Source organism: Pseudomonas sp. MWU12-3088 (assembly GCF_023242405.1).
GTDB classification, from domain to species: domain Bacteria; phylum Pseudomonadota; class Gammaproteobacteria; order Pseudomonadales; family Pseudomonadaceae; genus Aquipseudomonas; species Aquipseudomonas kribbensis.
Window position 1 is genome coordinate 56,898 of record NZ_JALJEA010000011.1, and the last position, 12,733, is coordinate 69,630.

Here is a 12,733-nt window from a genome sequence, read left to right on the forward strand (position 1 = left end):
GCTTTGAAGTGTTGGAGGGGCGCCCTGAGCAAGGCGCCTTTTCAGTGCACATTGCTAGCGCAGGTCTAGGGGAAACCAATAATGAAAAACCCTTACGCTCTCGGCTTCTGGTGCGCCCTGGTCGCACTGGTGCTGCTGTCTGCCACCTATTTCTACGGCATCATGCTGGCCCATCAGATCGACAAGGCGATGGTCTTCCTCGACAGCGCGACCGCGTTGATCGCGGTGATGGCGATCGTGGTGGTGGCCTGGTCGCTGGTGCAGGTGCAACGACTCAAGAAACGCCAGCTTGAGCAAAGCAAGACCCTGCTGCTGATCTGGGACACCAAAGTCGCGCTGCGCAAAGTCGAAACCGTGTTCGACCGCTACTTCTGGGGCAGCTACTGGCAACCCGGACGCACCTTCGCCGAGGTCATGGGCGAACTCACCGGCACCCCGCTGGAAAAAAGCCTCGAAGCCCTGAAAAAACAATGCCTGGAACTCGACAGGCAGGTCGCCGATGACGGCTGGCACTGGCTGAACAACGCCCGTGAGCTGTCCGATGTGGCCACGGCCATGGCCCGCGAGCGTTATCAACTGGATTTCTGTGATCCGCGCGGCGACGGGCCGGGCGGGGCGGTGATCGACCGGGATTTCGAGGTGCTCGTGTACACCTGGACCGCGAGGCTGAAAAGCTTCGATCATCAGCTCGATGAGATCGAGGTCCAATATTCCTGATCCCGAAAAGATCGCCGAACCCGGCGATCTTTTTGTTTGTCCATGTCCCGTGGACACTCTTTAACCTTTAAACATTGGGCCGTCCCGCGCGGCCAGTGCTAATCTCCACCGCTAAATTCAGCGGAGTCGAGCCACGGCCCGGTCACGGGTTCACGGAAGACGACCACACCTTCAGCCACGGAAATCGATCAGGTCATTCATGAATAAATCAGCAGGCGTGCTTCTCGGAATCGTTGTTGCCATCGGCGCCATCAGCGTCGGCGGGGCCTGGTATACGGGCACCAAGATTGAAGGCGTGCTCAACAACGCCGTCGTCGACGCCAACAAAGAGCTGCAGACCGCCATGGCCGGTTCCAACGGCAGTGCGTCGCTGGAGCTGGTATCGCTGGAGCGTCACACCTTCAGCAGCACCGCGCACTATCGCCTCAAGGGTGAAGGCGAGATGTTCGGCGAAGCGCCGGTCGAGCTGCTGTTCGTCGACCACATCGAACACGGCCCGCTGCCGTTCTCGCGTCTGGTCTCGCTGAAATGGCTGCCGGTCATGGCCACCAGTCACTACGAGCTGGAAAAGACCCCGGTCACCGAAAAATGGTTCGCCGCCACCAAGGGCGCTGCGCCACTCAAGGGTGTGGTCAACATCGGCTACGACCAGTCCACCACTGGCAACATCGAACTGCTGCCGCTGGAAACCGCGCTGGATGACAAGTCGAGCCTGAAGTTTTCCGGTCTGAACATGGACATTTCCGCCAGCGCCCAGGCGCAGAAGGTCAAGGCCAACGGCTACATGGACAGCCTGCACCTGACCACCGTGGCCGAGGATCAGGCGCCGGTGCAGATCGAACTCAACGGCCTGACCCTGGCCAGCAACCTGAACAAGAGCAGCTACGGCTACTACACCGGCGAGAACACCCTCGAGCTGACCGGCAGCAAGACCACTTTCGGCGCCAAGCAGTTGGTGCTGGGCGTGAAGAACTTCGAGATGAAGAACCTCACCGAAGAGAACGGCAGCAACGCCTCCGGTCGTGCCGACTATAAAATCGGCGAAGTGACCCTCAACGACAAGAAAATCGGCTCGGCCAACCTGGCCATGAGCCTGAAAAATCTCGACATTCCGTCGGCCCTGTCGCTGATGCAGATCTACCAGACCAAGCTGCAGCCGTACGAAAAAGCTGCCGCTGAAGCCACCGCCGCCGGCCTGCCGGCGCCCGAGCTGAACCTGACCGAAGCCGAGTCCGCCCAGGTCAAGGCTGACATGCAGAAACTGCTGGCCGCCGGCCCGCAACTGGCGCTGGAAGACCTGTCGCTGAAAACCGCCAACGGTGAAAGCCGTGCCAATCTGGTGCTCGACCTGACCAAACCGGCCTCGATGGACCTGCCGCCGGATCAACTGGGCAAACAGCTGATCGCCCTGCTGGACCTCAATGTGCAGGTGTCCAAGCCAATGCTGGTGGATCTGCTCAGCGTGCAGGCCCAGATCGACGGTCAGACCGACGCCAAAGCCATCGTTGACCAGGCCAGCGCCGCCGCCGACATGTTCTCCGGCATGGCCGTCGGTTCGCAGCTGGCAACGCTGGACGGCACCAATGTGACGACCAAATTGCATTACGCCGCCAATCAGGTGGAGTTCAACGGTCAGAAGATGACCGTCGAGCAATTCGTCGGATTCCTGATGAGCAAATTTGCCGGCGTCAGCGTCAGCCAGGAACAGTAAAACCCCGCGCAACACCGCAGCGCCCGGCCTTGCCTTCCGCAAACGTCGGGCGTTTTGCTGTCTGGAATCTGCGTTTGCGGCGAGCCCCCGCGTTTTCGGTCACGAATCTGAACAAATATTGTGTTCTGAATATTGGTCTACGCTTGCGTGCAAGACTGCTTGGATTAGCTTGGCCGAGTGAATCCGACTTGGCCTCCGTCACGAATCGGGCAAGGGGGGGCATTGCAACCCGGCTGGCCATGTAAGGATGCTGACGAATGCCGCGTACTGATGTTCCCGTATTACATCGTGGTTTACGCCCTTTGTTTCGAGTCGCGCTGTGCAGCCAGTTGCTCTGGCCGACGCTCGCGCTGGCCGATACGGCCTACGATCAAATGGTGCTCGATGCCCGGGCAGGGCATTACACGCCTGCGCTGACCGCTTTGCGTCAGGTGCCGCCGGCCCAAGCCTCCACCGGGCAGATCAGCGATCACCTGCAAATCGCCAGTTGGGCCGGGCTCGACGCCGAAGTGGTGCAGGTCTACGAGACTCAGGGGCGCGGTCGCGCATTGCCGATCCAGGCCCTGACCGCCACCGCCCGGGCCTATCGCAATCTCAAGCGCTGGGATCAGGCCACCGAGGTCTACAACAAGGCCCTGGCGCTGGAGCCGAACAATGCCGACCTGCAACTGGGTCTGGCGCTCACTCAGGCTGATTCCGGCAAACCTGATGAAGCCGTGGCCCGCGCCAAAGCGTTGGTTGCCGCCAAGCCTGACGATCCTTCCCGCCGTCTCGCACTGGGCTATGCCCTGACCCGTGCCGGCAAACAATACGACGCACTGTTCGAATACGATCAAGCCTTCACTCGTGCCGGCAGCAAACCGGAAGTCGCCCGTGAATACGTGGTGGCCCTGCAAAAGGCCCGCCTCCCCGAGCCTGCACTGCGCCTGGCCAATCAGCGGCCGGGGCTGATCGATCCGGTGACCCTGCGCCGCCTCGAAGGCGACCTGGCCGCAGAACGCGTGCGTCTCGCCGAATTTGCCACCCGCAGCGAAAAAGAACGCTACGTGATCGCCGACCGTGCGCTGGCCGACTACGACAAGCTGCTCGCCACCTGGACTCCTGACGCCAGCGCCCACGATGACGTGACCCGCTGGCGCATCGACCGCATGGGCGCCCTCAAGGCCCGGGCGCGCACTGCCGACGTGATTACCGAATATCAGAAGCTGCAAGCGGAAGGCGTGAAGATTCCGACCTACGCCCTGCGCTGGGTGGCCGCGTCCTATCTGGATCAGCGGCAACCGGAAGTTTCCACCGACCTGTATCGCCAAGTGCTCTCGGCACCGGACGCCGATGCCGGTGATCGCCTCGAAGACACTACCGCGCTGTATTACTCGTTGCTGGAAAGCGACCGGGCGGAAGAGGCACGCAAGGTCGCCGAAGACCTGGCCAAAAACGAGAAACCACGCGTCGAACTCAAGGGCCTGCCGATCGGCAACCCCAGCGACGACTGGATGGACGCCCAATTGCTGTCGGCCCAGGCCGCCGGCACCTACGGCGCGGACCTGCCCCATGGCGAGGATCGCTTGCAGACGCTGGTCGATCAGGCGCCGGGCAATATCGGCTTGCGCCTGTCCCAGGCCGATCTGTATCTGGCCCGCCAATGGCCCCGTCGCGCCGAAAGCCAGCTCAAGGAAGTCGAGAGCATGGTGCCCCGGGACATGGGCCTGGAAGTCGCTCAGGCCCGCACCGCCATGACGCTTCAGGAATGGCGGCAGATGGATGCCCTGACTGACGATGTCGTCGAGCGTTTCCCGGACAACCGCCAGGTGCAGCGCGCCGCCCGCGAGCGTGAAGTGCATGACATGTCCGAGCTGCGCGTCGAAGCCTACGGCGGCAAGGCCAATGGCGGCAGCGGCGGCAATGCCGGCGCGGTCAGCGGCAGCCGGGACTTCGGCATCCAGAGCACGCTGTACAGCCCGCCGATTGATGAGGACTGGCGCGTGTTCGCGGGGATCGGTTACGCCACTGGCGACTTCGCCGAGGGTACCGGCAATCACCGCTTCCAACGTGTCGGTCTGGAGCGTCGTACTCGCGACATGACCCTCGAAGCGGAAGTCTCCAACCATTCCTACGGTTATGGCGACAAGCAGGGCGCCCGTCTGGCGATTGCCCGGGATATCAACGACAACTGGCAGTACGGCGGCAGTCTTGAATACCTGTCGGCGGACACCCCGCTGCGCGCGTTGAACAGCAACATCAAGGCCAACGGCGGCAGCGGTTTCATTCGCTGGCGCGCCAACGAAAGCCGCGAGTGGAAACTGTCGGTCAGCCCCTCGCATTTCAGTGACGGCAACAACCGCGTCGAAGCCTTGTTGACCGGGCGCGAGGGCGTCTACAGCACCACTCATGTGCAGGTCGATGCCGGTCTGGAGGTCAGCACCAGCCACAACTCGAATTCCGAAGACGTGCCTTACTACAACCCGAAGGCGGACTTCAGCGTGATGCCGACGGTCAACGTCAACCACGTGCTTTACCACCGCTACGAAACCTCCTGGAGCCAGCAGTTCCAGGCCGGTGCGGGTACGTACAGCCAGCGTGATCACGGCACCGGCGGCATGGCGATGCTCGGCTACGGCCAGCGTTATGCCTGGAACGACGTATTCGAGGTGGGCGGCTTGTTCAGTGTGATCAACCGGCCCTACGACGGTGATCGGGAAACCGATCTGCGTCTGCTCGTCGACCTCACTTTCCGCTTCTAGAAGAGTTTGAAGATGCCTTTGATTTCGCGTTTCATCCTTCTGCTGGGAGTGCTGCTGGTCAGCGCCTGCGCCCAGCAAGCCCCGGCCTTCGCGCCGCCGTCCGAGCGTCCGCTGGCGGCCAATGAAAAGCCATGGCCGAAAAACCACGTGCTGGGCATTGCCTACCACGATATCGAAGACCGTGATCCCGATCAGGCCGTGGTGGCGGTGCGCACCGAGCGCATGATCGAGCAACTGGCCTGGCTGCGGGAAAACAACTACAAGCCGGTGACGGTCGATCAGATCATGGCCGCGCGCAAGGGCGGGCCGGAACTGCCGCCCAAAGCGATCCTGCTCAGCTTCGACGATGGTTATGCGAGTTTCTACACCCGTGTGATGCCGGTGCTGCGCGCCTATAACTGGCATGCGCTGCTGGCACCGGTGGGCGTCTGGATCGACACTCCGCTGAATCAGCCAGTGGATTTTGCCGGCGCCATGCGCCCGCGTTCCGACTTCCTGACCTGGGATCAGGTGCGCGAAATCTCGCAATCCGGCCTGGTGGAAATCGCCGCCCACACCGACGCCAGCCACAAAGGCATCCTCGCCAACCCGCAAGGCAATATGCAGCCGGCGGCCGCGACCCGGCGTTACGATCCGGTGACCAAGCGCTATGAATCCGAGGCGGATTTCCAGGCGCGGATCCGCACCGACGTGGCCACCATCTCGGAAAAAATCCGCAAGGCCACCGGCAAGAAGCCACGGGTCTGGGTCTGGCCTTACGGCACGGCGGACGGCACTTCGCTGACTGTGGTGAGTGAGCAGGGCTACGAAATGGCCCTGACCCTCGACGACGGTCTCGATGCCCTCGACAACCTGATGAGCAGCCCGCGATTCCTCGTTGCGTCCGACCCGGATGGCGAGCACTTCGCCAACAGCATCGTCGCGGTGCAGTCGGATTTCGCCATGCGTGTGGTGCACGTCGACCTGGACAACGTCTACGACCCGGATCCGGCGCAGCAGGAAGTGAACCTCGGCAAGCTGATCCAGCGCATGGCCGACATGGGCGCCAACACCGTGTTCCTGCAAGCCTTCGCCGATCCGAAAGGCGATGGCCTGGTGCATTCGCTGTACTTCCCCAACCGCCACTTGCCGGTGCGTGCCGATATTTTCGACCGTGTCGCCTGGCAACTGCGCACCCGGGCCCACGTGAAAGTGTTCGCCTGGATGCCGGTGCTGAGCTTTGCGCTGGATTCGAAACTGCCGCGTGTCACGCGCTGGGATCCGAAGACCGGCACCACGTCGGTCGACCCGGATCAGTACAAGCGACTGTCGCCGTTCGACCCCGAAGTGCGGAGGCTCATCGGTGAGATCTACGAAGACGTGGCGCGCCTGACCTCGGTCGACGGCATCCTCTACCACGATGACGCCGTGCTGTCGGACTTCGAAGATGCCAGCCCCGAAGCATTGAAGGCCTATGTTGCCCACGGCCTGCCGGGCTCGATTGCCGCCCTGCGTGACGATCCGGCGGCCATGCAGCGCTGGACCCGGTTCAAGAGCCGTTACCTGATCGACTTCACCAACGAACTGACCGCCAAGGTCCGGGCGATCCGTGGCCCGCAGGTGCTGACTGCGCGCAACATCTTTGCCGAGCCGATTCTCAACCCCGAGAGCGAAGCGTGGTTCGCGCAGAACCTCGACGACTTCCTCGTGAGCTACGACTGGACAGCGCCGATGGCCATGCCGCTCATGGAAAAACAGACCCATGCGCAATCCGGCCCGTGGCTGGAAGAACTGGTGGCGAAGATCAAACAGCGCCCCGGAGCGCTGGATCGCACGGTATTCGAATTGCAGGCCCGGGACTGGACGAAAAAGGACCAGGCCGACATCGAAGGTGCACAACTGGCCGACTGGATGGGCCGCCTCAAGCGTCAGGGCGCGACGAGTTTCGGCTACTACCCGGACAACTTCCTCGAGAACCTGCCGGACCTGAAAACGGTGCGGCCAGCGCTCTCCAACAAATGGAATCCATGACATGCTGGATAGACTGCTGGCCCTGCTTGTTCTGGCGATCGTCCTTGGCGTCCCGCTGGGGCTGATCTTCCTGGTCACCGGGCAATTCCTGATGGACTTCGTGTTCTTCTACCCGCTGTTCATGTCCGGGTTGTGGATTTCCGGCGGCCTGTATTTCTGGCTGCACTGGGAGCGGCACTGGCCGTGGAAAGACGACACGCTGCCGCCACCGCTGGAAGGCGAACCGCTGATTTCGATCCTGATCCCTTGCTACAACGAAGGCGATAACGCCGCCGACACCATTCACGCGGCGCTGGCCCAGCATTACCCGAACATCGAAGTCATCGCGATCAACGACGGTTCCAAGGACAACACCGCGCAAGTACTGGATGCGCTGGCCAAGGAAGACCCACGGCTGCGGGTGCTGCACCTGGCGGAAAACCAGGGCAAGGCCGTGGCCCTGCGCATGGGCGCCATTGCGGCGCGCAGTGAATATCTGGTGTGCATCGACGGTGACGCGCTGCTGGCGCCGAACACCGCCGCTTATCTCGTGGCACCGATGCTCGACAATGCGCGGCTTGGCGCGGTGACCGGCAACCCGCGGATTCGCACGCGTTCGACACTGGTCGGGCGGGTCCAGGTCGGCGAGTTTTCTTCGATCATCGGGCTGATCAAACGTACCCAGCGGGTTTTCGGGCGGATCTTCACTGTGTCCGGTGTGATCGTCGCGTTCCGTCGCACGGCGCTGAACCGGGTCGGCTACTGGAGCCCGGACATGATCACCGAAGACATCGACATCAGCTGGAAGCTGCAACTGGACCACTGGAGCATCTTCTACGAGCCCCGCGCCCTGTGCTGGATCCTGATGCCGGAAACCCTGCGTGGCCTGTGGAAGCAGCGTTTGCGCTGGGCCCAGGGCGGCGCCGAAGTGCTGTTCAAGAACATTCGCGGGATCTGGCAGTACCGTCACCGTTATCTGTGGCCGCTGCTGTTCGAATACTGCCTGTCGACCGGTTGGGCGTTCACCTTCCTGCTGTCGGTGATCTTCTGGGGGATGGGCAAGTTCATGGTCATGCCCGAAGCCATTGCCGTGCATCACCTGATGCCGCCGGCCTTTACCGGACTGTTGCTGGCGTTTGTCTGCCTGGTGCAGTTCGCGGTCAGCATCATCATCGACCGACGCTATGAGCCGGGTCTGGGCAGAACCATGTTCTGGGTGGTCTGGTATCCGTTGGTGTTCTGGTTCATCAGTCTGCTGACCACGCTGGTCAGCTTTCCGAAGGTGCTGTTCGGCCAGCATCAGAAGCGTGCGCGCTGGGTCAGCCCGGACCGGGGCATCAAACCGGCGAGCGACGACGAAGAGGAGGTCATCAAATGAAAATCATCCGGACCCGCCAGCGGCCATTCCTGGTGGTGATCGACGTGATCCTCACGGTGCTGGCCTGGGTCGGCCTGCTGTATCTGCTGGTGCGCGGGCTGTGGCCGCTGATTGAAACCCATGCCGGCGGGCCGCGTATCGACAACTCGGCGTTCGAAGCGCTGGGGACCTTGCAGGTTTACCTGTGGGTGGCGCTGGTCAATGCCGTGATCCTGATTTCCTGGGCCCGTTATCAACAGCGCAAGAGCCGCAGTTTCGCCCAGCGTCGTCTGGCCGCCCCGGTGGTCGACGATGATGGCCTGAGCAAAAGCTTCAAGCTGTGCGATGACCGCCTGCAGAAGCTGCGCAGCCCGGGCGTCATCACCATCCACAACAATCAGGACGGTGATGTCAGCCACGTGGTGCCGCACCTGTGGCCGGTGGAACCGGCTGAGCTGCCGCCACCCCTGGCGCCGCTGGAGCATCCGCGGGTGATTTTTCTGCATGCCGAGGACGACGATAACCGTGAGCCGACGAACCGTCTGTAAGCGCGGTGATACCAATGGGCGTCATTTGCCACTGCCACGGCACGAACGGTACAGCTATAGTCTGCAGGCCGAAGACGGCCCAACTGCACAAGGTGCTCCCGGAATGACCCGATTGACCTCTCTCAACCCTTGGCTGGCGGCCGTTGCCGTCGCCCTTTGCGTGCAGTTTCCGGCGCAGGCCCAGGAGCGTTTCACCCTCAGCATTCCCGGTGTTTCGGACAACCGTCTGTTCACTGCGGCGGCGGCCAGTGACGCCGCCGGTTGCGGCGGCAAGAACCTGTCCCCGGCGCTGAGCTGGAACGCCGGCCCGGCCGCCACCCAGAGCTACGCCATCGTTATGCACGATCCGGACGGCCAGAAAGGCCTGGGCGTCGATCACTGGGTTCATTACGGCATCAAGGCCACAACCCGACAGATCCCGGCCGGCAGCGGCACCAAACCGACCTTCGAAGGCCTGGGCGGCACCAACAGCAAAGGCACGACCACTTATGTCGGCCCGTGCCCGCCAACCGGCGACAGCGCGCACCACTACATCATCCAGATCTACGCCCTGGACCTGGCCCCCGACGCCTTGCCGGCCGGCCTGACCCGCGCCCAACTTCTGGAAAAAATCAAAGGCCATGTGCTGCGCAACAGCAGTGCAGTGCGGCGTTATCACCGCTGAAAATAATTTCGGCGGCGTTTAACCCGAACTGAAAGGGCTGTCCGTCTCAGAGGTTGAATGGATCAATTCTTCCTCGAGGTCAGCCCCCATGTCTCTTCCATCGACGCTTCTGCGACCCCTGGCTGCCGGTGTGCTGTTGGCTATCGCCGGTTGTGGCATCTCTTCCAGCCCGGAATCCGCCGCCGTGCGGTCACCGGCACAGCCCTCCTCAAAACCCGTAGCGCAACAAGAGAGGGTCATGGCCGATCACGCGTTGGCCAAGCGCAGTGCATTGGCGGCACCGACGGCCAGTTTTGCACCGATGCCCGCCGGGGAAAGTTATCCACAGGGCTATCGCGCCGAGCCGCGCGAGCAATACGAAACCCTGGCCGATAACCCGATTCACAGCGTTGCCGAAACGCCCGTCTCGACCTTCAGTGCCGATGTGGATACCGGCGCCTACGCCAACGTCCGCCGTCTGCTGAATCAGGGTCGTCTGCCGCCGGAAGGCGCGGTGCGGCTGGAGGAGATGGTCAATTACTTTCCCTATGACTATGCATTGCCCACTGATGGATCACCGTTCGGCGTGACCACTGAACTGGCCGCCTCGCCCTGGAACCCGCACACCCGGTTGCTGCGCATCGGCATCAAGGCGTCCGACCGTTCAGTAGCGGAACTGGCCCCGGCCAACCTGGTGTTTCTGGTGGATGTGTCCGGCTCGATGGACCGCCCCGAAGGGCTGCCGCTGGTCAAAAGCACCCTGAAGCTGCTGGTCGATCAACTGCGAGAGCAGGATCGCGTTTCGCTGGTGGTGTATGCCGGTGAATCCCGAGTGGTGCTGGAGCCAACGTCCGGACGGGAAAAAGCGAAAATTCGCACAGCCATCGAGCAGTTGACGGCGGGAGGCTCGACCGCAGGCGCCTCCGGCATCGAACTGGCTTACCAAATGGCGCAACAAGCCTTCATCCCCAAAGGCATCAACCGCATCCTGCTGGCCACCGACGGTGACTTCAACGTCGGCGTCAGCGACTTCGACAGCCTCAAGCAAATGGCTGTGGATAAACGCAAGACCGGGATTTCCCTGACCACCCTGGGTTTCGGTGTGGATAACTACAATGAACATCTGATGGAACAACTGGCGGACGCCGGTGACGGCAACTACGCCTACATCGACAATCTGCGTGAAGCGCGCAAGGTCTTGGTGGATCAGTTGGGTTCGACCCTCGCCGTGGTGGCGAAAAACGTCAAGTTGCAGGTGGAATTCAACCCGGCGCAGGTCAGCGAATACCGGCTGCTCGGCTACGAAAATCGCGCGCTCAAGCGTGAGGATTTCAGTAATGACAAGGTCGATGCCGGTGAAGTCGGTGCAGGCCATACGGTGACGGCGCTGTATGAAATTGTTCCGGCCGGCGAGAAGGGCTGGCTGGAGCCGCTGCGCTACGGAAAAAACGATGCAGTGGTTTCCGAGAAGAAAGGAGAACTGGCAATGCTGCGTGTGCGATATCAAAAGCCTGAAGGTGGGAAAAGTCTGCTGATCGAGCGGCCGATTGCCAGTCAGGTTGCGCCTGCCAGTGAAGACCTGCGCTTTGCTGCCGCCGTCGCTGCGTTTTCCCAGCAACTCAAGGACGGCCGCTACACCGGTGATTTCAGCCTCAAGGACACCGAAGCGCTGGCCCGAGGTGCCCGTGGTGATGATCGCTTCGGTCTGCGCAACGAGCTCGTGCAACTGGTGGAACTGGCCCAGAGCCTGCGGACTTCGACCGCCTCCAACACGATGCCGACCGAGCGACGGGTTGAATAGTGAGTCGCCTGAAGGGGTTTATCAGTCAGCTGTTTGCCAGCGCCGACAGCCTTGAGGCCAGCAGCGACGAATCGCTGCTGGCCCGTTATCGCGAGGGCGACGGCAAGGCGTTCGAGATCTTGTACGCCCGCCACCGCCAGAGCCTGTACCGGTTTCTGCTCGGGTTGAGTGGTAAGCCGGAGCTGGCCGAAGAGGTGTATCAGGAAACCTGGCTGAGCCTGATCCGCAGCGCCAGTCGGCCACAAGGTCGGGCGACTTTTCGTACCTGGTTGTTCCAGATTGCCCGCAATCGGCTGATCGATCACTGGCGCAAGCATGGCGCCCATCAGCCGTTGCATGACAGCTACGACGAGCAGACCCATGCGGTCAGTGACGATGCGAGCGACCCCGAACAACTGCTGAGCCTCAGCCGCGACAGCCTGCGCCTGGATAGCGCGCTGCAAACCCTACCTGCCGACCAGCGCGAAGTGTTCCTGCTGCGCGCCCACGGCGACCTCGACCTGGCGCAGATCGCCAGCCTCACCGAAACACCGCTGGAAACCGTCAAGAGCCGCTTGCGCTACGCCCAGCAAAAACTGCGTCGGCTGCTGGCCGAGGAGGTACTGACATGACGGACACCCGCCAGACACCCGAAGAGCAACTGCTCAAGCATTATCGTGAGCAACAGCACGGCGAGCCGCCGGCGAAGCTCGACGCACTGATTCTCAATGCCGCACATCGCCAGACCCCGGCACCGAAACCGAGCCTGTGGCAGCGCTGGATAAAGGCCTGCCAGAGACCGCGCTATCAGGTGGCTTTCGCCAGTCTGGTCGGCATCGCACTGATGCTGTCGCTGGTGCAGCGCGCCCCGGAGCCTGTGGCTCATTACGATTTCGCTCCTGCCACAAAACCTGCTGCTCCACTGGCCCGAAAGGAAGCTGTTGAATCCCGAAGATTGTCAGCCCCTGCGGGCGCGTTATCCGCACCTGCACCCGCACCGATGGCAGAAATGGCCGCGCCGATGCAAAGCGAATCGGTCAGCGCCGACAGGGCTGACGAAGCCAAAGCCAGCAAGCGCGCCGCCGCCCCGGCCAATGGGCTCGACGAGCAACTGCGCGAAGTCCTGCGCCTGCGCGAATCCGGTCAATCACAAGCGGCCGATACCCTGTACAACAATCTGCACAAGCGTTACCCGAGCGTGAATCTGGACCTGCGCCTCGAACAAATCCGCCAGAACTGACCGGTTG

10 protein-coding genes are annotated in these 12,733 nt (G+C 62.2%); all 10 read left to right on the forward strand.

Annotated elements, in window-relative coordinates; translation table 11 throughout:
• The first annotated feature begins 81 nt into the window (after nt 1-81).
• The 10 genes from M5B98_RS23040 to M5B98_RS23085 all read left to right on the forward strand — a co-directional run bounded on the left by M5B98_RS23040 (nt 82) and on the right by M5B98_RS23085 (nt 12,726).
• On the forward strand, nt 82-717 hold the full coding sequence (locus M5B98_RS23040; protein WP_085712637.1) for an NADH:ubiquinone oxidoreductase subunit N: 636 nt from the start codon (nt 82-84) through the stop codon (nt 715-717).
• 199 nt (nt 718-916) lie between these two features.
• Nucleotides 917-2,428 (forward strand): YdgA family protein, encoded by a 1,512-nt coding sequence (locus tag M5B98_RS23045; protein ID WP_114880958.1) that lies wholly within the window; start codon nt 917-919, stop codon nt 2,426-2,428.
• A gap of 257 nt (nt 2,429-2,685) precedes the next feature.
• Nucleotides 2,686-5,169 carry a poly-beta-1,6 N-acetyl-D-glucosamine export porin PgaA gene (pgaA, locus tag M5B98_RS23050; RefSeq protein ID WP_248744085.1) on the forward strand — a complete coding sequence of 828 codons (2,484 nt, stop codon included), beginning with the start codon at nt 2,686-2,688 and terminating at the stop codon, nt 5,167-5,169.
• 12 nt (nt 5,170-5,181) lie between these two features.
• Nucleotides 5,182-7,179 carry a poly-beta-1,6-N-acetyl-D-glucosamine N-deacetylase PgaB gene (gene pgaB, locus M5B98_RS23055; protein ID WP_248744086.1) on the forward strand — a complete coding sequence of 666 codons (1,998 nt, stop codon included), beginning with the start codon at nt 5,182-5,184 and terminating at the stop codon, nt 7,177-7,179.
• Between the two features lies 1 nt (nt 7,180).
• Nucleotides 7,181-8,536, forward strand: coding sequence for a poly-beta-1,6-N-acetyl-D-glucosamine synthase (gene pgaC, locus M5B98_RS23060; RefSeq protein WP_248738709.1), 1,356 nt, complete (start codon nt 7,181-7,183; stop codon nt 8,534-8,536).
• Nucleotides 8,533-9,063 carry a poly-beta-1,6-N-acetyl-D-glucosamine biosynthesis protein PgaD gene (gene pgaD / locus M5B98_RS23065; RefSeq protein ID WP_119428556.1) on the forward strand — a complete coding sequence of 177 codons (531 nt, stop codon included), beginning with the start codon at nt 8,533-8,535 and terminating at the stop codon, nt 9,061-9,063. Before pgaC ends, pgaD begins: the two co-directional genes overlap by 4 nt.
• A gap of 103 nt (nt 9,064-9,166) precedes the next feature.
• The gene (locus M5B98_RS23070) at nt 9,167-9,727 is read left to right on the forward strand and encodes a YbhB/YbcL family Raf kinase inhibitor-like protein (RefSeq protein ID WP_085712643.1); all 561 of its coding nucleotides are present in this window, start codon (nt 9,167-9,169) and stop codon (nt 9,725-9,727) included.
• An 88-nt stretch (nt 9,728-9,815) separates the two neighbouring features.
• Nucleotides 9,816-11,507, forward strand: a complete 1,692-nt coding sequence (locus M5B98_RS23075) for a vWA domain-containing protein (protein ID WP_248744087.1) — start codon at nt 9,816-9,818, stop codon at nt 11,505-11,507.
• 29 nt (nt 11,508-11,536) lie between these two features.
• Nucleotides 11,537-12,118: an RNA polymerase sigma factor gene (locus M5B98_RS23080; RefSeq protein ID WP_248744196.1), complete on the forward strand. Its 582-nt coding sequence runs from the start codon at nt 11,537-11,539 to the stop codon at nt 12,116-12,118.
• Nucleotides 12,115-12,726, forward strand: coding sequence for a hypothetical protein (locus M5B98_RS23085; protein WP_248744088.1), 612 nt, complete (start codon nt 12,115-12,117; stop codon nt 12,724-12,726). The genes M5B98_RS23080 and M5B98_RS23085 overlap by 4 nt, the downstream gene beginning before the upstream one ends.
• Nucleotides 12,727-12,733: the final 7 nt, after the last annotated feature.